The 23,337-nt window shown below is 46.0% G+C and carries 26 protein-coding genes; all 26 read left to right on the top strand.

Going from position 1 to position 23,337, the window contains the following annotated elements; all coding sequences use genetic code 11:
* The first annotated feature begins 155 nt into the window (after nt 1–155).
* Nucleotides 156–422, top strand: a complete 267-nt coding sequence (rpsP, locus tag DESACI_RS17375; protein WP_014828510.1) for a 30S ribosomal protein S16 — start codon at nt 156–158, stop codon at nt 420–422.
* Nucleotides 423–445: 23 nt separating this feature from the next.
* Nucleotides 446–676 (top strand): KH domain-containing protein, encoded by a 231-nt coding sequence (locus tag DESACI_RS17370; protein WP_014828509.1) that lies wholly within the window; start codon nt 446–448, stop codon nt 674–676.
* Nucleotides 677–740: 64 nt separating this feature from the next.
* Nucleotides 741–1,241, top strand: a complete 501-nt coding sequence (rimM, locus tag DESACI_RS17365; protein ID WP_014828508.1) for a ribosome maturation factor RimM — start codon at nt 741–743, stop codon at nt 1,239–1,241.
* 9 nt (nt 1,242–1,250) lie between these two features.
* On the top strand, nt 1,251–2,060 hold the full coding sequence (trmD, locus tag DESACI_RS17360) for a tRNA (guanosine(37)-N1)-methyltransferase TrmD (RefSeq protein WP_041276598.1): 810 nt from the start codon (nt 1,251–1,253) through the stop codon (nt 2,058–2,060).
* Nucleotides 2,061–2,243: 183 nt separating this feature from the next.
* The gene (locus tag DESACI_RS17355) at nt 2,244–2,801 is read left to right on the top strand and encodes an RNA methyltransferase (RefSeq protein ID WP_014828506.1); all 558 of its coding nucleotides are present in this window, start codon (nt 2,244–2,246) and stop codon (nt 2,799–2,801) included.
* Nucleotides 2,802–2,953: 152 nt separating this feature from the next.
* Nucleotides 2,954–3,301, top strand: a complete 348-nt coding sequence (gene rplS, locus DESACI_RS17350; protein ID WP_014828505.1) for a 50S ribosomal protein L19 — start codon at nt 2,954–2,956, stop codon at nt 3,299–3,301.
* A 307-nt stretch (nt 3,302–3,608) separates the two neighbouring features.
* Complete coding sequence (lepB, locus tag DESACI_RS17345; RefSeq protein ID WP_014828504.1) at nt 3,609–4,121, top strand: signal peptidase I; 513 nt, start codon at nt 3,609–3,611, stop codon at nt 4,119–4,121.
* 42 nt (nt 4,122–4,163) lie between these two features.
* Complete coding sequence (gene ylqF / locus DESACI_RS17340) at nt 4,164–4,994, top strand: ribosome biogenesis GTPase YlqF (protein WP_014828503.1); 831 nt, start codon at nt 4,164–4,166, stop codon at nt 4,992–4,994.
* Between the two features lie 85 nt (nt 4,995–5,079).
* Nucleotides 5,080–5,862, top strand: a complete 783-nt coding sequence (locus DESACI_RS17335; RefSeq protein ID WP_014828502.1) for a ribonuclease HII — start codon at nt 5,080–5,082, stop codon at nt 5,860–5,862.
* A 111-nt stretch (nt 5,863–5,973) separates the two neighbouring features.
* Nucleotides 5,974–6,330: an NADH-quinone oxidoreductase subunit A gene (locus DESACI_RS17330; RefSeq protein ID WP_014828501.1), complete on the top strand. Its 357-nt coding sequence runs from the start codon at nt 5,974–5,976 to the stop codon at nt 6,328–6,330.
* A complete protein-coding gene (locus DESACI_RS17325) occupies nt 6,321–6,842 on the top strand; it encodes an NADH-quinone oxidoreductase subunit B (protein ID WP_014828500.1) in 522 nt (173 codons plus the stop codon). Before DESACI_RS17330 ends, DESACI_RS17325 begins: the two co-directional genes overlap by 10 nt.
* Nucleotides 6,832–7,323 (top strand): NADH-quinone oxidoreductase subunit C, encoded by a 492-nt coding sequence (locus DESACI_RS17320; RefSeq protein ID WP_014828499.1) that lies wholly within the window; start codon nt 6,832–6,834, stop codon nt 7,321–7,323. Before DESACI_RS17325 ends, DESACI_RS17320 begins: the two co-directional genes overlap by 11 nt.
* Nucleotides 7,324–7,334: 11 nt before the next feature.
* Nucleotides 7,335–8,438: an NADH-quinone oxidoreductase subunit D gene (locus tag DESACI_RS17315; RefSeq protein ID WP_014828498.1), complete on the top strand. Its 1,104-nt coding sequence runs from the start codon at nt 7,335–7,337 to the stop codon at nt 8,436–8,438.
* Between the two features lie 24 nt (nt 8,439–8,462).
* Nucleotides 8,463–9,506 carry an NADH-quinone oxidoreductase subunit NuoH gene (gene nuoH / locus DESACI_RS17310; protein ID WP_014828497.1) on the top strand — a complete coding sequence of 348 codons (1,044 nt, stop codon included), beginning with the start codon at nt 8,463–8,465 and terminating at the stop codon, nt 9,504–9,506.
* 4 nt (nt 9,507–9,510) lie between these two features.
* Nucleotides 9,511–9,912, top strand: a complete 402-nt coding sequence (locus DESACI_RS17305; RefSeq protein ID WP_014828496.1) for a NuoI/complex I 23 kDa subunit family protein — start codon at nt 9,511–9,513, stop codon at nt 9,910–9,912.
* Entirely contained in the window at nt 9,867–10,418 is a 552-nt protein-coding gene (locus DESACI_RS17300; protein WP_049804075.1) for an NADH-quinone oxidoreductase subunit J family protein, read from the top strand. The genes DESACI_RS17305 and DESACI_RS17300 overlap by 46 nt, the downstream gene beginning before the upstream one ends.
* Entirely contained in the window at nt 10,415–10,759 is a 345-nt protein-coding gene (gene nuoK / locus DESACI_RS17295) for an NADH-quinone oxidoreductase subunit NuoK (RefSeq protein ID WP_014828494.1), read from the top strand. Before DESACI_RS17300 ends, nuoK begins: the two co-directional genes overlap by 4 nt.
* A gap of 21 nt (nt 10,760–10,780) precedes the next feature.
* Nucleotides 10,781–12,724: an NADH-quinone oxidoreductase subunit L gene (gene nuoL, locus DESACI_RS17290; protein ID WP_014828493.1), complete on the top strand. Its 1,944-nt coding sequence runs from the start codon at nt 10,781–10,783 to the stop codon at nt 12,722–12,724.
* Entirely contained in the window at nt 12,724–14,268 is a 1,545-nt protein-coding gene (locus tag DESACI_RS17285; RefSeq protein ID WP_014828492.1) for a complex I subunit 4 family protein, read from the top strand. Before nuoL ends, DESACI_RS17285 begins: the two co-directional genes overlap by 1 nt.
* Nucleotides 14,268–15,713 carry an NADH-quinone oxidoreductase subunit N gene (locus DESACI_RS17280; RefSeq protein WP_014828491.1) on the top strand — a complete coding sequence of 482 codons (1,446 nt, stop codon included), beginning with the start codon at nt 14,268–14,270 and terminating at the stop codon, nt 15,711–15,713. The genes DESACI_RS17285 and DESACI_RS17280 overlap by 1 nt, the downstream gene beginning before the upstream one ends.
* 335 nt (nt 15,714–16,048) lie before the next feature.
* Nucleotides 16,049–16,408, top strand: coding sequence for a YraN family protein (locus DESACI_RS17275; RefSeq protein WP_014828490.1), 360 nt, complete (start codon nt 16,049–16,051; stop codon nt 16,406–16,408).
* A gap of 141 nt (nt 16,409–16,549) precedes the next feature.
* Nucleotides 16,550–17,239, top strand: coding sequence for a response regulator transcription factor (locus DESACI_RS17270; RefSeq protein WP_014828489.1), 690 nt, complete (start codon nt 16,550–16,552; stop codon nt 17,237–17,239).
* Nucleotides 17,239–19,089 (top strand): sensor histidine kinase, encoded by a 1,851-nt coding sequence (locus DESACI_RS17265; RefSeq protein WP_014828488.1) that lies wholly within the window; start codon nt 17,239–17,241, stop codon nt 19,087–19,089. The genes DESACI_RS17270 and DESACI_RS17265 overlap by 1 nt, the downstream gene beginning before the upstream one ends.
* Nucleotides 19,090–19,336: 247 nt before the next feature.
* Entirely contained in the window at nt 19,337–20,899 is a 1,563-nt protein-coding gene (locus DESACI_RS17260; RefSeq protein ID WP_041276123.1) for a YifB family Mg chelatase-like AAA ATPase, read from the top strand.
* A gap of 192 nt (nt 20,900–21,091) precedes the next feature.
* Nucleotides 21,092–22,390, top strand: a complete 1,299-nt coding sequence (nagA, locus tag DESACI_RS17255) for an N-acetylglucosamine-6-phosphate deacetylase (protein WP_014828486.1) — start codon at nt 21,092–21,094, stop codon at nt 22,388–22,390.
* Between the two features lie 273 nt (nt 22,391–22,663).
* Nucleotides 22,664–23,224 carry a GNAT family N-acetyltransferase gene (locus DESACI_RS17250; protein ID WP_014828485.1) on the top strand — a complete coding sequence of 187 codons (561 nt, stop codon included), beginning with the start codon at nt 22,664–22,666 and terminating at the stop codon, nt 23,222–23,224.
* Nucleotides 23,225–23,337: the final 113 nt, after the last annotated feature.

Here is a 23,337-nt window from a genome sequence, read left to right as displayed (position 1 = left end):
CGGGGAACGACGAAGTTTTATGGGTGACAGCACAAAAATGTGCACCGTCTGCTTCGAAGAAGTACTCCGGCCTGCGTCTGAGTCGCAATATGAGTTTGTTCGAGCCGGGGACTACGGTCCTATAAGTTTGGGTATTCTGTAAAGGAGGTGAAAAGATGGCTACGAAAATTCGTTTGTGCCGTATCGGCGCGAAAAAGAATCCTTTTTATCGCATGGTAATTGCCGAGTCTTCAGCTCCGCGTGATGGACGCTTTATTGAGCAAATCGGTTATTATGATCCGACAAAGAGCCCTGTCGTTTTAAATATCGACGAGGAAAAGGCTTTAAAATGGCTTTCTACGGGAGCTCAGCCTTCAAATACTGCTAAGTCTTTGTTAAGTCAAGCTGGTATCTTAACAAAATTCCATGAGTCCAAGAACTAAGAGTAGTGTGGGGGGTGGTTCCTGTGAAGGAACTTGTTGAAATCCTCGCGAAGGCGTTGGTCGATCATTCTGACCAGGTTCTTGTTGCACAGTCTGAGACAGATAAGACCGTTCATCTGCAGCTTACTGTTGCTCCTGAAGACATGGGTAAAGTTATTGGAAAACAAGGGAAGATCGCGAACGCAATTCGTACGCTGGTGAAAGCCGCTGCCGTTAAAGATGGTCGCCGAGTTCATATGGACATTGATCAATGATGTTAAGAAGGGCTTTGGGCCCTTCTTAATGTTTTAGATTGAAAAATGAAAGGGGGTATGGGGAATGGATGAAGTGTTGGTTGGAGAAGTTTTGCGTCCTCATGGGGTTAATGGGGCGATGAAAGTCTATCCGATTACGTCGAACCGGTCACGGTTTTCTCAGCTTCAGGAAGTGATCCTGTGTAAGGGCGAATTAAATCAGCGCTTTAAAGTTATCTCTGCCCGCGTTCAGGGGGATCAAGTTCTGCTCTTGGTTGAGGGAATTGAGAGTATTGAAGATGCGGAGAAGTTTCGCGGCTGGGAAGTGCGAATAGACCGTTCGGAAGTTCCTCCTCTGCAAGAAGGATGGTATTATTTCGAGCTTGAGGGAATGAAGGTCTATGAAGGGGATACTTATTTAGGAGTTTTATCTCAAGTCCTAGAAACCGGCGCCAATGATGTTTATATTGTCAAAGGAAAGCAGGGAGAACTATGCATCCCAGCTTTAAAAAGTGTCGTAAAAGAAGTGGATGTCAAAGGTCGGCGTATGGATGTTGCCCTTCCTCCAGGTTTGTTGGAGGACTAGCTGATGTCAATGAAAATGACTGTTTTAACCTTATTTCCGGAGATGTTTGCGCCGGTTCGCGAAAGCATTCTTAAACGTGCCCAGGCGGCAGGGTATTTGGAATTTGAGTTTGTGGATTTTCGAAACTATGCTGCCGGTAAACATCGAAACGTCGATGATGTTCCTTATGGCGGTGGGGTTGGGATGGTCTTGAAGCCTGAACCAATCTATGCAGCCATGCGGGATTTGCCTCCGGCACATGGCCGTCGGCGGACAATTCTGATGTCTCCTCAAGGGCAGGTTTTTCACCAAACGACGGCAAAACGTTGGTCGGAATATGAAGAATTAGTCTTTATCTGCGGACATTATGAAGGGTTTGATGAACGGATACGTGAGTTGGCTGATGAGGAAGCTTCTTTAGGGGATTATGTCCTAACGGGGGGAGAACTGGCTGCTATGGTTATGATGGATGCCGTAGCCCGCTTGGTGCCCGGCGTATTGGGAGAGGAGACTTCTATTGAGGAAGAATCCCATAGCACTGCCCTTTTAGAATACCCCCAATATACCAGACCGGCTGATTTTGAGGGGCGACTGGTTCCTGAGGTTTTGCTCTCCGGTCATCACGCGCTGATTAAACGTTGGCGGCGAAAAGAATCCCTTCGGCGCACTTTTTTGAGGCGCCCCGATTTATTTAAGGGTATTAATTTTGAGGCTGAGGACTATTCTATTTTGGAAGAACTTGTTCTCGAATACCCGGAAATGGCAGAGTGGCGGGAAAAATGGGAACCTTTCAGACCTTTGCCTAAAAGAAGGCGGAGAAGTATAAAGGGTCTGAAATAATTTCACTCTGGAATACAGAGGAGTTATTAGGGTTTATCCGGCCTGGCAGGGATAACATGTATCCCCACGAAGCCCCGAGGTTCAGCTTTAGCTGGACGATCTCAATGTTCTGAAATCGCCTACATATACATCGATAAGATTTTGGCAATGATAAGTTCCAATGGAAGATCAGGAGGAAATGTCGTGGCGGATATATATCTGGCTTTAATCCATGCACCAGTCTACAATAAAAATATGGAAACGGTTGCAACATCAATTACGAATTTAGATTTACATGATATTGCTCGCAGTTCGACGACTTATGGAATTAAACGCTACTATGTCGTACATCCTGCTGAAGCTCAACGTGAGTTGGCAAAGCGGATTATGGGGTTTTGGCAAGATGGTTATGGAGCTGAATATAATCCTGACCGCCAAGAGGCCTTTTCACGAGTGAAAATCGCTGCAGATTTAGCTGAAGTTTACGCTGAGATTGAGGCCGAACAGGGCGTGGCTCCTTTGAGGGTAGCTACTGATGCTCGAAAATATGCCAATACAGTTTCTTATGCCCAACTGCGCAAGGACATTGAAACCTCGGACACCCCCATTCTCTTGCTGTTTGGAACGGGCTGGGGATTATTAAAGGAAGACATGGAAGCTATGGATCAAATTCTTGAACCTATTTATGGGCCTACGGAATATAATCATTTATCGGTTCGTTCAGCTGTGGCAATTATTCTGGACCGCTTAAGGGGTCATTGATTTATTATAAATAACGATAGAATTATTACATTTTATAATGGAAGTTGCATAACTATCCAGGTTATGATAAGATAAATTGTCTATAAGGGATGGTCCGCTCGCTGTAAACACAGTGCATGAACATCTAGGCAAGGAAGGGGGGTAATTTAATAATGGATTATATTCGCATGATCGAAGAAGAGCAAATGAAGAAAGATCTTCCTCACTTCCGTCCGGGTGATACAGTACGTGTGCATGTGCGTATTGTTGAAGGAACTCGTGAACGTATTCAGGTGTTTGAAGGACTTGTTATCGCCATGAAAGGCGGCGGTATCAGAGAGACCTTTACGGTTCGTCGTGTATTTGCCGGAGTAGGGGTAGAACGTACATTTCCCTTGCATTCCCCTCGTTTGGATAAAATTGAGGTGGTTCGCCGAGGTATTGTGCGTCGGGCTAAGCTCTACTATTTACGTTCTTTATCCGGAAAGGCGGCGCGGATTCGCGATCGTCGTTCGATCTAATGTTAAAAATGGGCTGGAGCGATCTAGCCCTTTTTTTTGCATACAAGCGAAAGCAAATTCAGGCGATCTCTTACATAGGCTAATCATTGGAGAGACGCTTGGTCATTTTGTGACGATGATGTAGAAAAACTGACGGCTTCCGCCCTAGCGAGGCTCGGCGCAAGCCGAGCCTTCTTTAATGCGATCCGTGCAACAATTTTGAGTTGTCAGATTTAACTTAATTGATAGCCAAGACTTTAGTTATCTTTTACGTATGCTCCGCAGAATCTTGTTCATACTATGAGTAGTTCAAGAGGGGAGCTATGGAATGGAACAATCAAAATCGAAAAGAAAATGGGTCGTAATTTTGTTTGCTATCGTCTTGGTGAGCGGCGGTTTGCTTCGTTGGGGAGTATTACAGCCTTATCTTATCCCTTCACCATCGATGGAACCAGGGATCGCTCCGGGGGATCGAATTCTTGTCAATCGATTAGCTTATCGTCTTTGGGCTCCTACCCGGGGGGATATTATTGTCTTTGCTTTTCCCAAAGACACAAAACGTACCTTTGTCAAACGTGTTATCGCGGTGGAAGGTGAGAAAGTAGAACTGCGCGATAACCAGGTATTTGTCAATGGTGTGTCAATTCAAGAACCTTATGTTAAACCTGGGGATTATCCGCCCTTTGGCCCTCAAGTAGTACCGGTAGATAAAGTCTTTGTATTAGGAGATAACCGGCGTCAAAGCGAAGATTCTCGAGAATGGGGACTTCTTCCGAAAAGCTATCTCTTAGGAAAAGCATGGCTAGTCTATTATCCATTTCGGCGAATAAGATTTCTTTAAATAAATTATTTGATGTTGGTTTAAACTAGAAGGATGGTTTTCATGAGTATTCAGTGGTTTCCCGGCCATATGGCTAAAGCAAGACGGTTGCTGACAGATCAGCTGAAATGGGTTGATGTCGTCATTGAACTTGCCGATGCCAGAATTCCGGCCAGCAGCCGCAATCCGTTATTGCATGAGATGCTTGGTAAGAAGCAAAAATTATTATTGCTTAATAAGGCTGATTTGGCAGATCCCGCCTGGACCCAAAAATGGCTTGAAAAATTAAGAACTAAAAGTCCGGCCTATGCGCTGAGCGCTGCTACCGGAAACGGAGTTAAACAGATTGTACCAGCTTTAGAATCCCTAGTGCGCTCCAAACAGGCTAAGCTTGCCGAAAAAGGGGTTCGTCCCCAACTGATTAAGGTTATGATTGTGGGGATTCCTAATATCGGCAAATCATCTTTAATCAATCAACTGACTGGCGGATCTCAAGCCAAGGTTGGCAATAAGCCAGGAGTGACAAGGGGAAACCAATGGGTTCGGATTCATGATCGAGTTGAACTTCTAGATACGCCCGGTATGCTGTGGCCAAAATTTGAAGATCAGGAAATCGGCCGTAAACTCGCAGCTTTAGGAGCTATTAAAGACGAAGTTTTCGATGTTGAGGAATTATCGATTTGGATTATGGATTGGCTTAAAGCGAATTCTCCCCAGTCTTTAAACCGTTATCAGGAACCCGTCCCGGATATAAATCTCGAAACCATAGGTCGTAAACGAGGATGTTTGATTCGGGGCGGACAGGTAGATACCTTAAAATCGGCTCAAATATTCTTACGTGAACTTAGGACAGGGCAACTTGGTCCTATTACCATGGATATTAATTTCGACTGAGCTTTCTCCAGTATTTGGTATGAATTAAGGGCTATCTCAACAGGAAATAGACTATCTATGTCGAACTGAGAAAGAGGGCAAATAGGTGGAACCATTATCCCAGATGAATGTTAAAGAAATAGAAATTGCCTTATATAAGGACCCTTCCCCGCAAATGCTTGATGCCTGCCAAAATGACCCCCGGCAAGGTGTCCGGCGGCTGGCAGAGCGCTTAATTAAGCAAAAGCAAGCACTTTCTCAAGAAGATGCACGTATCCAGCAATTGCTCGTGGAAGAAAAGAAATTATGGCAAAACGGTTTTTTACTGATAGCCGGTATTGATGAAGCGGGCCGCGGCCCCCTGGCCGGGCCGGTAGTTGCTGCAGCCTGTATTCTGCCGACAAGGTTTAATTTGCCGGGGCTCAATGACTCAAAGGCTTTAACGGAAAGCAGACGGGAAAAACTATTTACTAAAATTCAAACTCAAGCTATAGACTATGCTATCGGCAGTGCAGAACCAGCTGAGATTGATGCCTTAAATATCTTACAAGCGACAAAATTAGCGATGAAAAGAGCGGTTGAAGGATTAACTGTTCGCCCTCACTACTTATTGATAGATGCACTTACCTTACCTGCGGTTAACTTGCCGCAATTCCCCCTCGTTAGGGGAGATCAGCTAAGTGCCTCGATTGCGGCTGCTTCGATTTTAGCGAAAGTAACTCGCGATCGACTGATGACTGAACTCGATACCCTCTATCCTGAGTATACGTTTGCGAAGAATAAAGGGTATGGTACAAGCGACCATATGAAAGTTTTGCGGCGTTTAGGGCCATGTCCTCTTCATCGAAGGAGTTTTGCCCCGGTCAAACAGGAGTCCTCGGCTCTTTAATTTGACCGATGTCAATGGCGCCGCTTTATGCCGGATTAACTGCCCTCCTAAGGGGCAAGATGATTATACCCGGCGGATAAAAAAATAATTTTCGGGAAGGAGGTAAGGAAGTTGGACAACAATTTTGCTGCTGTCGGAGTGTTTCTTGTTGGTGCCATCGCTGTTTCGATTATTATGATGCTTATGCCCAAGTTGTTGGCTCCCAATAAGCCGCATAAGGAAAAACTGACAACGTATGAGTGCGGGAACGAAACGATTGGTCGTACCTGGCTCGGATTCAAGAGCAATTATTTTATGTATGCTCTTGTATTTACAGCGTTTGATGTTGAGACTGTCTTCTTATATCCTTGGGCGCTCACATTCCAAAAACTGGGGACATTCGCCTTCGTGGAAATGTTCATCTTTATCGTCATTCTTTTGGTTGGTTTCTGGTATGCTTGGAAAGAAGGTGCTTTAGAGTGGATGTAACGTTGGAAAGACAGCTGCGTGAAGATGAGACGCTGCTGGAAAAGAACATTTTAACGACGAATATTGATAAGCTTCTTAACTGGGCACGCGGGCACTCCTTTTGGCCGGTTACCTTTGGTTTGGCCTGCTGCGCCATTGAGATGATGGCTACAGGCGGACCACGCTATGATATTTCCCGCTTTGGCTATGAGGTATTCCGTGCGTCACCGCGCCAGGCTGATGTTATGATTGTGGCGGGAACCTGTACACGTAAGATGGCACCGCTTTTAAGAAGAATTTATGACCAAATGCCCGAACCCAAATGGGTTATCGCCATGGGAAGTTGTGCCAACGCCGGAGGACCTTTTGTTGATTCCTATTCAATGATGGCAGGCGTTGATAAGATTGTCCCGGTTGATGTCTATATTCCCGGGTGTCCTCCGCGGCCGGAATCCTTAATCTATGGGCTTTTGCAACTTCAATATAAAGTTTCAAATCCCGCTAAGGTGAGGTTAATGAGACATGGAAAATAAAGAACTGTTAAAACAACGAGTGGAAGAGCTGGCCGGCAGGGTTAACGGCGAGGTTGAAGAGATCTTAGGAGCACTTATTCTTAAAGTTCAGTCGCCTTATGTGACAGAAACCCTTACAGCGGCGAAAAGCTTCGATGATGTTCCATGTGACTTTCTCCACGATCTGGCCGGGATGGACCTTGTGGATCATCTTGAGGTCGTGTACCAGTTGACAAGTTTGAACGGCCCCCAGCACCTGCGCGTAAAAGCCATTGTTGATCGGGAAAACCCAGTGGTTGATTCGGTCACAAGAATCTGGCAAGGCGCAGACTATTTAGAGCGTGAAGCTTACGACATGTTTGGAATTCAATTTAAAGGTCATCCTAACCTGAAGAGGATTTATTTGTGGGATGATTTTGAAGGCTATCCATTACGCAAGGACTATGTGACCGAACCTATTGAGATTCGCAATCTTGTCCGTCAGCGTATAGAAGGGGAATAGGGGGGAAAACCATGAGTATTGATAAAACGGAAGAACTTGTTCTTAACATGGGTCCCCAACACCCGAGTATGCACGGCTTATTTCGGATGATTGTTCATTTAGAAGGGGAAACAGTAACAGAAATTGAGCCTAAAATTGGATATTTACATCGAGGAATAGAGAAACTAGCAGAAAGCCGAACGTATACGCAGTTTATTCCTTATACAGATCGCTTAGATTACTTAGCTTCTCCGCATAATAACTGGGCCTACGTACAGGCAGTTGAAAAGTTGATGGGTGTTGAAATTCCTGAGCGGGCTGAATATCTCCGGGTAATTTTTGGGGAACTTGCTCGTATTGCCAGCCATCAGGTCATGATTGCCAGTACGGCCCTGGATATTGCGGGCTGGACGGCTTGGGGCTATGCCTTCCGGGACCGGGAACGCATCCTGGATATGTATGAAATGACTGCAGGAAGCCGCTTGACTGTAAACTGCATGCGTATTGGCGGTATGAGTGCCGAACCTCCGGCTGAATTTTGGCCCGCCTTACAATCGTTCTTGGATGATATCCCCGAGATGCTCGAAGAATACTACGGCATCTTTTTCGGGAATGAAATTGCTCAAGGCCGTTTGAAAAGTGTGGGGATTATGCCTAAAGAACTGGCAGAAAATCTATCAATTACCGGTCCGGTTTTACGGGCATCCGGGGTTCAGTATGATGTGCGCAAAGCATATCCGTACAGTATCTATGACCGCTTTGATTTCGATGTCCCTGTTCGTTACGGATGTGACAGCTATGACCGCACTATAATACGGATGGATGAAATTAAGGAAAGCGTTAAGATTATTAGGCAGGCTATCCGCGATATCCCTGAAGGGCCGATTATGGCCAAGGTCCCGAAAGTCATTAAGCCTCCGGTTGGCGAAGTTTATCACCGCGTGGAGAACCCCAAAGGGGAATTGGGATTCTACATTGTCAGTGATGGAACGACGAAACCGGCACGTGTTCGCATTCGTCCAGGCACATTCATTAATTTGCAAATGCTTCCCATCGTTGCCAAGGGGTGGAAAATACAAGACGTTGTGGCGATATTTGCAACTTTGGATGCAGTCTTGGGTGAAGTGGACAAGTAGAAAATCCTATGAGGGGAGAATAAGATGCAGACTTTAAATAATCTGTTTTTGATTATCGCGCATTTCATCCGTAGTCTCTTTGCGGATCCCCAATCGGTTTGGGCTAATTTAACCATGGATGTCATTAATTTCATCATCGTGGTTGTCATCATTGTCCTCGCCGCATTAATACTTATCTTACTCGAGCGTAAAGTAGCGGGTTGGACTTCAATGAGAACAGGGCCCAATCGTCTCGGTCCGCGCGGATGGTTCCAGACTATTGCTGATGCGTTGAAATTAATGGGGAAAGAGGATGTTACTCCGGCAGGTGCAGATAAAATTCTCTTTAAAATTGCACCCATGATTGTATTTTCACTGCCGATGCTGACCTTAGCCGTAATTCCTTATGGCAATCAAATGGCACCCATCAATCTGGATTTAGGTATCTTTTATTTCCTAGCGATTTCGGCAATCTCCACCTTGGCTTTTTTAATGGCTGGTTGGAGCTCCAACAATAAATACTCTTTGTTGGGCGGCATGCGTGCCGTTGCGCAAATGATAAGCTACGAAATTCCATTGTTATTTTCTCTTTTGGGAGTAATCATGATTACTCAGTCTTTTAATCTCGGCGATATCGTTAAGGCTCAGCATACCGTTCCCTTTATCGTTCTTCAACCTTTGGCCTTTGTTATTTATATTATTGCGGGGATTGCCGAAGTCAACCGCGCTCCCTTTGACTTGGTTGAAGCGGATCAAGAGGTTGTAGCCGGACCCTTTACCGAGTATACAGGTTTGCGCTGGGGTCTGTTCTTCTTAGGAGAGTATGGCAATATGACAGCAGTCTCAGCACTTGCCGCTACAGTATTCCTCGGGGGATGGCAAGGTCCTTTCTTACCTGGCTGGATTTGGTTTTGGACAAAAGTCGGCGTTATTATCTTCTTTATGATGTGGGTTCGTTGGACGTTCCCCAGAATCCGGGTGGATCATTTGATGCATTTGGCCTGGAAGGTATTGCTGCCGCTTTCGATTTTGAACATTTTCTTAACGGGTCTGGGAATCTTTATTTACCGACTCGTGATGGGAGGTTGACGCAGTGTTTGGTAAAGGTCTGTTTCAAGGATTAGGCATCACGTTCAAACGCATGGTCGGTCCCAATGTCACAGAGTTTTATCCTGAGCAGAAACCCGTGCTTCCGACCAGAGTGCGAAGCTCAATGGGTTTAGAACGGGAAAAGTGTATTTCTTGCAATATGTGCGCGATGGCTTGTCCGAACGGGGTTATTAAATTAACCAGCGAAAAAGATGAAAACAACAAACGGGTTCTTAAAACTTATCATATGGATGTAGGCCGCTGTCTGTTCTGTGGTCTCTGCACCGAAGCCTGTCCGACAAAAGCTTTGACAGTTACTCAGGAATATGAAAATGCGGTATATGAGCCTAGTGATATGAAATGGGATATGATTGCACGGGCTCAGCGGAAAGGAAAGGAGGGATAAGCGTGGGCACTATCGTTTTCTTTATCTTTGCTATTTTGGCAATTGCCGCAGCATGGGGCGTTGTCACTTCAAAAAATATTGTGCACAGCGCGTTTTATCTGGCACTTTCCTTTTCAGGAGTTGCAGTACTTTACGTCCTTATGAATGCTGACTTCCTTGCTGCTGTCCAATTGCTTGTTTATACCGGTGCGGTGTCGATCATGGTTGTCTTTGCCGTGATGCTGACCCTGCGCGGAGACGTTTGTGACAGTAATCCTGAAAATCGTAAGGCTGGATGGGGAGCCCTTATTTCGGCATTGGTGTTTGTGGTGATTGCCCTCGTCATTTATACAAATCCGGACTGGCGAGTTTTGGCTTCGCCCTGGACGAGTGGCGGCACTGCGCAAGATCTTTCCTTGCTGATGCTCACCCAGTACATGATTCCCTTTGAAGCAGCTGCCGTATTGCTGACTGTGGCCTTAGCCGGAGCTGTTATTTTGGCGAAGGGAGTGAAAGGAAACAAATGAATTTTACGAATCTGAGTGTTGGACTTACAACCTATCTTTTAGTGGGAGCAATGCTCTTTTGTCTTGGGCTGTATGGCGTGTTTTCGAAAAGGAATATCATTGCTGTACTCATGTCCATTGAGTTAATGCTCAATGCAGTCAATATTAACTTTGTTGCCTTTAATCGCTTTGTCTGGAACCAAAAAGTCGACATCCACTATATTCTCACCGGACATGTGGCGGCACTTTTCGTAATTGTCGTAGCTGCGGCGGAAATTGCTGTGGGACTGGCTCTTGTGATTACTATTTATCGTAATCGTCATTCAACAAATGTCGATGAATTTAATTGGTTGAAGTGGTAAGAGAGACTATGGAGAAGGTAGGTGTTCAAGGAAATGCATGATCTCTTTCGATGGGCATGGTTAATCCCTGCTTTGCCCTTCCTGTCGTTTCTACTCATCGCCTTTGTCACGAAACGATCCAAAGGACTGTCTTCCACGGTGTCAATCCTTGCGATTCTAACTGCATTGGGTTTAGCTATCGCAATCGGTTTAGGCATTATTCAGTCTGGGGCTGAAATTGTGGAACATCCGGTGGTTGTTAGTGCAAACTGGCTGACTATTGGGGGGTTAAAGATTGATTTTGGAACAATCGTAGATCCCTTGAGCGGTATGATGTTGTTTGTCGTGACCCTGGTAGCCTCGATGGTGCAGATTTACTCACTGGGCTACATGCATGGAGATAAAGGATGGTCACGTTACTATGCATATCAATCTTTGTTTGCTTCTTCCATGCTGGGTATGGTATTAGCAACTAACTTGTTGCAGCTCTTTATTTTCTGGGAACTTGTCGGTCTTTGTTCCTATCTCTTGATTGGCTTCTGGTACTTTAAAGTCTCAGCGCGTGAAGCTGCCAAGAAAGCATTTATTACAACGCGCGTTGGTGATTTCGGTCTATTACTGGGGATTCTCTTCTTATATAATAAATTCGGCACTTTGGATTTTACCGCGCTTTCCGCAGCTCTTAGCACAAGCCTGCAAAATGTTGCGGTGGTTGGGACTGCCGGCTATGTAACGGTGATGGCATTCCTGATCTTCATGGGACCCATGGGCAAGTCGGGTCAGTTTCCTTTGCATGTCTGGCTTCCAGACGCTATGGAAGGTCCTACACCTGTCAGTGCCTTGATCCATGCTGCAACCATGGTTGTTGCCGGGGTTTATCTCGTCGCTAAAATGTATTTTCTCTTTCAAGCTTCCCCGACGGCATTGCAGTTTGTTGCCGGAATCGGTGCCTTCACTGCAATTTTTGCGGCATCCATTGCCATAGCTCAAGATGATATTAAGAGAATTTTAGCTTATTCAACGTTAAGTCAGCTGGGCTATATGATCTTTGCTCTGGGGGTTGGTTCCTATTCGGGCTCAATGTTCCATCTTATGACCCATGCTTTCTTTAAGGCCTTGATGTTCTTAGGTGCAGGTTCTGTAATCCATGCCATGCATGAAAAACAGAACATCTGGGACATGGGTGGTTTGTGGAAGAAAATGCCCATCACGGGAACTACGTTCTTTATTGGGGTATTGGCAATCTCGGGGATCCCGCCTTTTGCCGGGTTTTGGTCGAAGGATGAAATATTAGCCAACGCCTTGCAAAACGGTCACCCCATTATTTATGCAGTTGGCTTATTCACGGCATTCCTGACGGCCTTTTATATGAGCCGCTTGTTCTTCGTAGCCTTTATGGGGCCTGAAAAACCGGAAAATCATCCCCATGAATCTCCGTTGACAATGACCATTCCCTTAGTTATTCTTGCTTTCTTCAGTGTTTTCGGTGGTTTTGCAGCCTTACCGGAGCATAACTTCAACTTTTTCGTTCACTTTGGAGAATATGAGGCAGAAGCTATGAACTGGGGCTTGGCTGGAATCTCTGTAATTGCCGGCTTATTAGGTATAGGGCTTGCGTATTATATCTATATTAAAGAGGCGATTAGCGCAGAGAGCATCGTTGCTCGTTTCCCTGTTCCCTACAAAATCCTTAAGAACAAATACTACATTGATGAGCTGTACCTCTGGATTATTCACAACATTATGGATGGATTAGCTAAGATTCTCTATTTCTTTGACATCTATATTGTGGACGGAATCATCAATGGAATCGCTTTATTGACACGTGGGAGTGCAAAAGGACTGCGCAGAATGAGCACGGGACAACTTCAAACCTATGCTATGGTATTTTTCTTCGCAGTTGTTGTCATTTTCATGGTCTTCGCCTTTGGGGAAGGACAGCTTTCATCCCTTAACCCCTTAGCGATGCTGGGAGGTGTGAAATAATGTCAGCACTGCCAACAGGGGGTTCTTACCTGCTTCCATTTATCTTGTTAGCACCGTTACTGGCCATGTTTATCATTGTTTTCCTGCCGAAAGAAGAAACGAAAACGATCAAAATTATTGCCGCTATGGGTACGTTTGCCGCTATGGTTCTCTCGGTTTATGCGTTCTTTGCCTATAACCGTTCCACCGGCGGAATGCAATTCACCCTTACAATTCCTTGGGTTCCTGACCTAGGAGTTAACTTGGCCTTTGGAGTTGACGGTATCAGTTTGCCCATGCTTCTTCTGACGAATTTAATTGGTTTTTCTTCTATTTATGCCTCTTGGAATATGGAAAAACGTGCGAAAGAATTCTTTGTACTCTTGCTCATTTTAATCACCGGTGTCATGGGAACCTTTATCGCACGTGACCTATTCATTTTCTTCCTCTTCTACGAAATCGTGGTTATCCCAATTTACATCATGGTTATCATTTGGGGAAGTACCAAACGGGTAACCAAGGAATATGCCGGTATGAAACTGACGATTTATCTCTTGATCGGGTCGGCATTCCTGCTCGTCGCTTTGGTGGCTCTCTACCTGGCAGCTTCTTCACAGGGACAACAACCTACCTTTATGTTTGACCAATTAGCCGCAAGGCAGAACCTTTACAGTGCACCTTTTCAAAAGATTGCTTTCGGTTTAATGCTCTTTGGCTTTGGTTCCTTAATATCCATGTTTCCTTTCCACTCTTGGTCTCCGGATGGTTACGCCGGAGCTCCTACAGCAGTCAGTATGATTCACGCCGGCGTCTTAAAGAAAATCGGCGGCTATGGATTAATTCGCCTTGGTATTTATGTTCTACCTATCGGGGCTAAGTATTGGGCTCCGGTCATTGCAGTTTTGGCAATTGCCAATGTTCTCTACGCAGCATTCATTGCTTTGGCTCAGAAAGATCTTAAATATGTCATCGGTTACTCTTCAGTGAGCCATATGGGTTACGTTCTCATTGCTATTGCTGCCTTAAATCCCACGGCCATTGGAGGTGCGGTGGCGATGATGTTTGCTCACGGTGTTATGTCCGCTTTGTTCTTCTCTATGATTGGGTTTATCTACGAAAAAACCCACACACGCAACATTCCGGATTTGGGTGGTTTAGCTCATCAGATGCCGCGTTTGGCTATTGGCTTTATTATCGCAGGCATGGCTTCTCTGGGTCTACCCAGTACCGTTAACTTCATTTCAGAATTCACCATTTTCATGGGCACGATTAAGGTTCTTCCTGTTCAAGCAATTCTTGGCATTGCAGGGATTATCTTTACGGCGGTTTATACTTTGAGGGTGATTGCCAACGTTATGTTCGGACCTCGTCGGTCGGAGTGGGATCACCTAAAGGATATCCGGGGTCCTGAACTAGTTCCCTTAGTTGTCCTGGGATTGGTGATTTTCGCGACAGGGATGTTCCCTAACATCTTATTCGGTCTGGTAAATACTGGTGTTACCTCCTCAGGCCTTGCGAAGGTCCTTGAGACGGTGAGTCAGGCGAAGATGGGAGGGCTGTTCTAATGGTTGATTTCAATATCGCTGCAGTACTCACGCCCGAAGTTGCGCTTGCCGCACTGGCCTTGATTCTCTTGGCCATCGGACTTCTGATTCCGCCAAGTGCTAGAAAAGGCATGATGCCGCTCACAGCGTTCTCCCTAATCGGGGTCCTAAGCTACACACTTTATGATTTTTTCTACGGCCCTAAAACATCCTTCTTAAATGGCCTATACTGGCATGATCAGTTCGCCGTATATTTCAAAGTGCTTTTCTTAGCGGCCGCACTTCTGGTCGTTCTCTCTTCAGGGGGATATGTCCAGAAGTTTCCTAAATATCGCGGTGAATTTTATTCTTTAATTCTGACGGCAACGTTGGGCATGATGCTCATGGCCGGAGCCGGTGAGCTCATTACCATGTATGTTGGCTTAGAATTAATGACGATTTCCTTTTATATTCTCGTTGCTTATTTGTCCGACGATGCCCGTTCCTCAGAAGCTGGAATTAAGTATCTGGTTTTGGGTGCCACGTCCTCAGCCATTTTACTTTATGGCATCAGCCTTATCTATGGCTTGACGGGATCGACTATGCTTTCAGAGGTCGCCAGCGGTCTCGGAGCTACTTTAACGCCCGTCTCGTTTTTGGCTACGGTCTTTATCCTCGCAGGACTGGGCTTTAAGATCTCTTTGGTTCCCTTCCATCTATGGGCACCGGACATTTATGAAGGGGCACCGACACCCGTTACTGCCTTTTTGGCAATTGCCTCCAAGGCTGCAGCCTTTGCTGCGCTGATAAGGGTTTATCTCATCACTATGAACAGCCAATCGTTTTCCACAACAGGTCAGACCCTGCTCTTAGTTTTGGCGGCTCTGACGATGATCATAGGTAATTTAGTTGCTATTCCTCAGACGAATATCAAGCGGCTTTTGGCTTATTCCAGTGTTGCCCAAGCCGGATATCTGATGGTCGGCATCATTGCTGAATCCATTTCCGGGGTGAAAGGCGTTCTGTTTTATGCTATGATTTATGTCTTTGCCAACATGGGGGCTTTTGCAGTGGCTACTCATGTTTCCGAGCAGCAAGGAAGCGACGAAATTCAGGATTTTGCGGGTTTGGCACGCAGGTCGCCTCTTGCAGCCGTTGTAATGACAGCTTCCTTGTTGTCCTTAGCAGGAATTCCTCCATTGGCAGGGTTTGTAGGGAAATTTTATCTCTTCTCCGCTGTGATGGGCAGCGGCTATACAGGCATTGCCTACATTGGCTTTGTCATGAGCATGGTGTCCGTTTACTACTATCTCTCCGTGGTTAAGGTCATGTTCCTGGGAGAGGGCGAAGGATTACCTGATATTCCAGTGCATGGTGCGGTTAAATTTACGATGTTGTTTTCAATGATTATCACCGTGGCTATTGGAATTTATCCCACTCCTCTGGCACAAATGGCTATTAAAGCTGCCCAAAGTTTAGTTCAATAACGTTCTTTAAGTTTTACTATTAACGCTATAATATATAAAAAGAGGTTCTCAGTTCGTTCTGAGGACCTCTTTTTATATATTATCAGACTTTGATCAATGAAAATTAATTTAGCCTAGGTGCCCCCAATGTCTCTGCGCAGCATCAGTAGATGGCGAAAGCAGGTCATGTCTTCAGATTGGGTTGTGCCGCCCACATCGTTCGCTCGGTAACCCGCGGCTCGCTCACAGGCCACGTGTTCACCAGTTAATGAAATGGATACAAATTCCTTAAGAAAAGGAATTTTATACAGCAGTAAAGAATTAGATGTCTAGGCCCTCAAAAGGAGTGGATTGGCATGGGAGTGAAGAGAAATCTCTTAGGGAAATCCGGTGAAGAACTTGCTGTTCGCTTTGTGACAGCATCAGGATTAAAAATCCTGGCACGGAATTATCGGTGTCCAAAAGGTGAAATGGATATTATTGCTCTTGATCATGAAACGTTAGTGTTTATCGAGGTGCGGACTCGCAGCTCGTCGTATAGGGGCTGGGGGGAAGAGAGTATCACTTATCAGAAGGCACTGCGCCTAAGGTCGATAGCAGCTTATTACGTGCTTCAACAGGGGTATGCAAGCTGGCCAGAGTTAAGATTTGATGTCATTGCCATACGTTGGCTGGACGATAATCAGGATTTAATGTGGATTAAAGCCGCTTTATAATATTCTTCATTTAATTTTCACAAAATAATCATTATATCGTGGTAAACTAAAGCTGAACACAAGAATTAAATAAATTCTAAAACTGAATTTAATGCACTATGATAGATAACTTTGCATCAAGTTCTCAAAGGGGAGTTGAACATGGATCCAATTCTAATTGTCGATGATGAAGAAAGAATTCGCAGTTTGGTCAGATTATATCTTGAGCGGGAAGGATTTGCGGTCGAAGAAGCGGAAGATGGCAGCGTCGCCTTAGCGAAGTTTAAAGCGGGCCGGTTTTCCTTATTAATTGTTGATCTCATGATGCCTGAAATCGATGGCTGGAGGGTTTGCCGGGAAATACGCGAAAGCTCAGGAATCCCAATCATTATGTTGACAGCCCGGGGGGAAGAATTTGATCGTGTCTTAGGCCTGGAACTGGGCGCCGATGATTACTTAGTGAAACCCTTCAGTACTAAGGAATTAGTCGCCAGAGTCAAAGCACTGCTGCGCCGGTCAAGCGGTCAATTGCATACCGTTTCTTCGGAAATTTCGGTGGGCCCGCTTAGTATCGATAAAGAAAAACACCGTGTGACGATAGGCGACGAGGCGATCAACTTAACCCCACTGGAATTTGATTTGCTCTATTTTCTAGCTAAAAATCGGGGAAGAGTTTTTTCGCGGGAGCAGCTTATGGAAACAGTCTGGGGATACGATTTTTACGGCGATGCTCGAACTGTCGATACTCATGTGAAAAAACTGCGGGAAAAATTAGCTAACCCCAGCATTAAAAAGATGCTTGTTACCGTTTGGGGAGTGGGTTATAAATTCGATCCGGATATGGTGTCCTGATGGAAGGGCAAAAGAGGCGCTGGCGGTCTTGGACCATTTCCATTAAACTATGGATGGCAATGACACTTCTGATACTTGTGGTTTTGGGCGGCCTGGGCCTGACGATTACGTGGCTGTTCGGAGACTTTTATTTGCAACAAAAACTTGATTCCCTGCGAACAGAAGCAACGGAAGTTTCAGCGCAATTAGCGGCGATTCCTAGTTGGAGTGAAAAATTGAGCTTATTGGAAACGTTTAAGCTTACCTCCGGAACGCAGTTGGTTTTGCTGGATCCACAAGGAAATATCCTGGTAATTGCCGGGTCATCCACGAGTAAAAATCAAGGATTAGGGCTAACCGGACCCATCGGAGAGATTGGCGGATTGCTTGGAGAGTGGTCACGCCCCTTGCTACCGTCAGACTTTTTTACCGATGATTATTTGGCTCAAGTACTTGCGGGCAATACCATCTCCATCAAGGCCCTGCCGGTTAACGGAGGAGGGCAGGCCATGCTGATAGCAGCGGCTCCTGTCGGGATTAAACCGGTGAAGGCCGTTGTACTGTTGGGCAGCTCGCCTATACCCATACAAGAGAGTATTGCAACTTTTCGGCGCTTAATTGTTTACGCCTCGTTAATTGCCGTATTCTTAGCCACAATAGTCAGTCTCTTTTTTGCCCGGCAGGTTACACGACCTCTTGCCTTAATGCAGCGCAGTGCCTCGAGAATGGCAAAAGGCGATTTTCTTCCAATCCAAGGAGTAACGAGTCAGGACGAAATCGGAGAATTAGCCGAAGCCCTTAATTTCATGGGAGAAAGCTTAAAAAATCATATGGAATGGCTTTCCCAGCAGAAGAATCTATTACAAGGAATTATTGAAAGCATCAGCGATGCAGTGGTCATGCTAGGCTGTGATGGATCTATTCTTTATGCCAATGACACTGCTCGATTATTATGGCAAGAAAATGATGTCGAACTGCAAGATCGTAAGACTCAAATTGTAAACTATTTACAGAAGATGCGGCAAGAGACAGATCAAATTGAAAACAACTCAACCTTAACTTTGGGGCTTCAGGTACTGCAGGTTATTATGGCACCGATGACAGAGACCGAAGGTTTTCGCGGGCATGTGGCAGTCCTTCGGGATATTACGGCATCACTACGGGCGGAAAAGTCACGCCGGGAATTTTTAGCCAGTGTCACACATGAACTCAGAACTCCTTTGCATCTCATTCAAGGCTATCTGGAGGCAATCCAGGATGATGTTGTGCCTAAGAATCAGCGCGGGGAATATATCGACTTAGTTTTAGAAGAAGCTAAACGCTTAGCTCGCTTGGTCAAGGATTTGCAAGATATTAATTGGCTGGAGCGGGGGCAGAGTATCCAGCCTGTTCCCCTGGATTTGGAGAATTTTCTTAACGAAGTATACCAGCGTTTTCAGGGCAGAGCTCAAGATTTGGGTCTCACTTTAGAGGTTGCCAAAGGTTCGGGCGCAATTACCGCTGATCCGGATCGTCTTTTGCAGGTTTTTATAAATCTCTTAGATAATGCCATGCGCCACACTCCCAGAGGCAAGGCAGTACGTGTTCTGTTTGCCGAGGATGAAAAACAAGTCCGATTTTCTATCCAAGATGAAGGGGAGGGAATCCCGCGCGAAGCCTTGCCCTATATCTTTGATCGATTCTTTAGAGTTAATAAAGCCCGCACTAGGAAAGACGGAGGCATGGGCTTAGGTTTAGCAATTGTCCGTCAGATCGTAGAAGCTCACGGAGGACAGATCAAAGTAGAAAGCGATATGGGAAGCGGCACAACCTTTGTGATAACCTTACCTAAAGAAGCGAATTATGCATTGTTAGAATATAAGAGTTATTAGTATTTTCTGGAAGGAATAATAAGAAATAAGGCGAACATCTACCTATACTCTCTAGATTTGAAGGCCGGAAATCTGCAGCAGGTCAAGTTTTCTTAAACTAGAAGCAAGTATAACCTTCGGTTGTATACTTGCTTCTAGCATACGTGCAACTAGACAGTTGCCTGCGCTGGGCCTGCAAGGAGGTTAATTCGTGCGAAGACAGTGTCTTCGGGCGCCAACCAAGTTTTCTTTATTGGGGGAGAGAGAGATGTTCGCTTCGGTTTATGGAATGACGGTTTTGGGTTTACAGGCTCACTTAGTTCGAGTAGAAGTTGACGTCTCAAACGGGTTGCCTGGGTTTGAGATTGTCGGGCTTCCGACCACTGCGGTCCGGGAGGCTCGTGACCGAGTACGTTCTGCAATTCGAAACTCCGGTTACCAGTTTCCTCTTCAGCGGGTGACAGTAAATCTGGCACCGGCGGATTTGCGCAAACAAGGCTCAGGGCTGGATCTGCCGATTGCTATAGGTATCCTTGCCGCCACGCAGCAATGTCGTTGCTCTGACCTGGATCGTTATGTATTTACGGGTGAATTATCCTTGGAAGGCTCGCTGAGGTCTGTCCCAGGTGTATTAACCATGGCTATTGCCCTTTATCGGGATAAACAGTCTGGAACACAAACAAAAAGGGAATCCCAAACCTTGTCCTTGATAGTACCTCCCGAAAACCTGGCGGAAGCCCGCCTTGTGGCGGGTTTAAAAACCCACAGCACCTCTGCCTTACAGCGACTGATAACTTCTCTGGAGGGCGAGAATGTTTTTGAAGACGAAATGATAACTCAGCCATCTCAAGCCGAAAATGCTTCATTGGAACACCGCGTTGATTGGCAAGATATATGCGGTCAGCAGCATGTAAAACGTGCTTTGGAAATTGCGGCGGCGGGCGGGCATAACGTTATCTTGGCCGGACCGCCGGGTTCAGGCAAGACCCTGCTCGCTAAGGCCTATTCGGGGATACTTCCTCCCTTGAGTGAAAGGGAGAGCCTTGAAGTAACTCAACTGTACAGTGTTTGTGGGTTACAACCTTGCAATGGCTCATTAGTTCGCCATCGCCCTTTTCGCAGTCCACACCACACTGTTACCAAGGTTGGCATGATTGGCGGAGGGCGAGACATGCGGCCTGGGGAACTAAGTTTCGCTAATTATGGTGTTTTATTTTTAGATGAGCTGCCGGAGTTCTCAAGAGAAGTTTTAGAATGCCTCCGTCAGCCCCTGGAAGACCGGGAACTGACAATTACTCGTCAATTAGGCAGTATTACGTATCCTGCTCATGTTAGTGTTATTGCCAGTATGAACCCTTGTCCTTGTGGATTTTTTACAGATCCTGGAAGAGAGTGCCACTGCACTCCTCTGCAAATCCAAAATTACCGGGGGAGAATTTCCGGGCCCCTCTTAGATCGCTTTGACATGCACGTGGAAGTACCGAGGCTGAACTATGCTGAATTGAAGGAGAGAAGAGGTAATAACGAATCCTCTGAAACCGTCCGGGAACGGGTCCTAGCAGCCCGGGAGAGACAATGGGCTAGGTTTGGGTCAGCGAAAACTAATGCGGAGATGACCTCGAAGGAAAGTAAAGAATATAGCAGGTTAACACCCAGTGGAGAGGCTCTTTTGCAAAGGGTATTTGATGCCCAAAACTTAAGTGCCCGCGGGCATGACCGAATCTTAAGAGTAGCTCGTACGATTGCGGATTTAAGTGGTTCTTCAGATATTCTTCCTGAGCATTTGGCTGAGGCAATACAGTTTCGAGCCTTGGACAAACGACTGATCTAATCGTGAGACTCCCATTTCTACAAGTGGGAGTGGTCCTCGTTTTCTGCTTAAGGTGAGGGTAGAGTCCCCCACCGAGGCCCAGATGTTCAGCTTTAGCTGAAAGAGTTCACTTAAAGTGAAGGACGCCAGTAGGTTCTATTGTCCTAATAGATGCATACGCATATAGATTCTGAGAAAGGAGGCGGGAAGATAATGGCTGGAGGACGGATTAAGAATGCAACTTTGGTTTTGTTGGAAGGGTTGCTTCAAGACGGCGAACTCCGTTTTAACGAAGGGAAAATCGAGAAAATCTTTAAGTCACCACCATCCGTTGAAGAGCCTAGGTTGGAATTATACGAGCCGAGCGGAAATGTAGTTGGAGACCAATATTCGGATGAACATCGCGGGACATTGGAGAACTGTTTGGAATGGGATCTGCAAGGAGATTATCTGATCCCAGGTCTGATTGACACCCACGTGCATGGGGCAGGCGGTTTTGATGTGATGGATGGGACCCCTGAGGCCATTAGATCCGTTCAGGCAGCTTTGCTTGAGCAGGGCACTACAGCCTTTCTAGGCACAACAATGTCAGCCTCCAAGGATTTTATTATGCAAGCAATTCATAATGCAGCTCAAATCAGATCGGAGAATACAAGAATAGTGAAAGGAAATGTTCTGGCCGGCCAAGTGAATTCCCCGGCGGGAGGAGCGGAAATTCTTGGTGTACATATGGAAGGTCCGTTTCTATCACAGGAGTATAAAGGAGCTCAGGCCACGGATGGGATTTGGGCAGATGATGGGATGGCATCAGAGGATTTCTTGCTTGGAATATTCAAGGAATATCCCGGCTTGGTGCGTATTCTGACGCTGGCTCCTGAACGGGCGGATGCCAGGGAATTAATTGCCTGCTGTTCTGGGCAGGGGGTGATTCCTTCGGCGGGACATTCGGCGGCCTCTTATGAGAGGATGCTGGAAGCCGTATCCTGGGGGCTCAAACGGGTTACTCATGCTTTTAATGCCAAGCCAGGCATCCACCACCGTAAGCCTGGATTGCTTGCGGCGGCTTTGGCGGACAACCGGGTGTCCCTCGAACTCATTGCCGACGGCGTTCATATCCATCCTTCAGTTTTAGAAATTGTGTTGCGGTTGAAGCCTGAAAACGGCGTCTGTCTGGTTTCTGACGGGTCTCGGTCCGTGGGAATGGCAGACGGGGAATATGAACTGGGCGGTCAACAGACATTTGTCCATCAGGGTGTGGCCCGCTTGGCGGATGGGACCATTGCAGGCAGTGCCTTCCCACTGCTTCAGGGAGTTAAAACTCTGGTTAGGGCTGCCCATTTTCCGCTTCATCTGGCCGTGAAGGCTGCCAGTCTGATTCCGGCAAGAATATTGGGAGCCGATGAACGTCTGGGAAGCCTGGAGGTGAATAAAGAGGCGACTTTTGTACGCCTGACACGGGAGCTGAATGTAGCACAGGTATGGCGGAAAGGAGTTCTCGTAGTTGACAAATAGGCCGGGAACTGTCAGATACAATTAGATAGTTTACCGGATTAAACCTGGCCGTAGGATGCTATACTAATCAAAATCGTGGAGTGTGTATGGGGGAGTTCCCCTTTTCTCGGGAATCTTGCGAGAAGATGAGGTTGTCTTTCGAGTCCCCGCTAACCTAAAGAAGAAACAGCCGCGATGAAATAAGGATAGCTGGCGGTAGTGTTGGGGTGCCGAAAGCCAAAAATGAAGGTTGTATGAAACTTGATTCCCATCTTTCCTGGAAGAAGGCGTTTTATGGAAAGAGACAAATCGATGAAACAGGGTCTGATTGCGGTAGCCGGTGAAACGGAACATTTGCTAATAAGAGATTCTGTCTTTTTAGAATGCGAAGAATTACAGAGGATGAACGAGGCTTCGGATTACCTTCAAAATTGGGTTGGATGGAAAACTCCAGAAGATTACGCAAGCAAAACATTAACCGAGGGAAACCTGCCGCCTGGCGGTACAAGGGATCGTTTTAGAGCTAAATCCCTATACCTAAAACAGACATCTAAGTTGATAGGAGTTCTTGAACTATATCATGGGTATCCTCAAGAAGAAGTACTTTGGATTGGATGGTTGTTTATACACTCAAGTTTTCAAAGAAGAGGATATGCCCAAGAAACGGTAGAATATTTATTTTCGGAGGCAAAAAAGGCTAACTTTAAGAAAATTAGAGTTGGAGTAGGCTTAAAGAATTGGCCCGCCCTCAGATTTTGGTATAGAAATGGATTCCGCCAGCTCGTAGGTATAATAGGAGATAAGGTGTATAGTGAAAGAACATTTGCCTCAATCGGTCTTGAGAAAGATGTATAGCATTATACCGAAGGGAAAAAGAGCATCATGAATATACCTTCTATTGAAGGGGCTAAGCTATTATTGTCTGAAGCTGCCACGCTTAATCCTGGCCCTTGGGTCAATCATTCGAT

It is taken from the genome of Desulfosporosinus acidiphilus SJ4, assembly GCF_000255115.2.
In the GTDB taxonomy this organism is placed as follows: domain Bacteria; phylum Bacillota; class Desulfitobacteriia; order Desulfitobacteriales; family Desulfitobacteriaceae; genus Desulfosporosinus; species Desulfosporosinus acidiphilus.
Note: the sequence above shows the minus strand (reverse complement) of the source record. Positions and strands in the feature narration are given on the sequence as shown.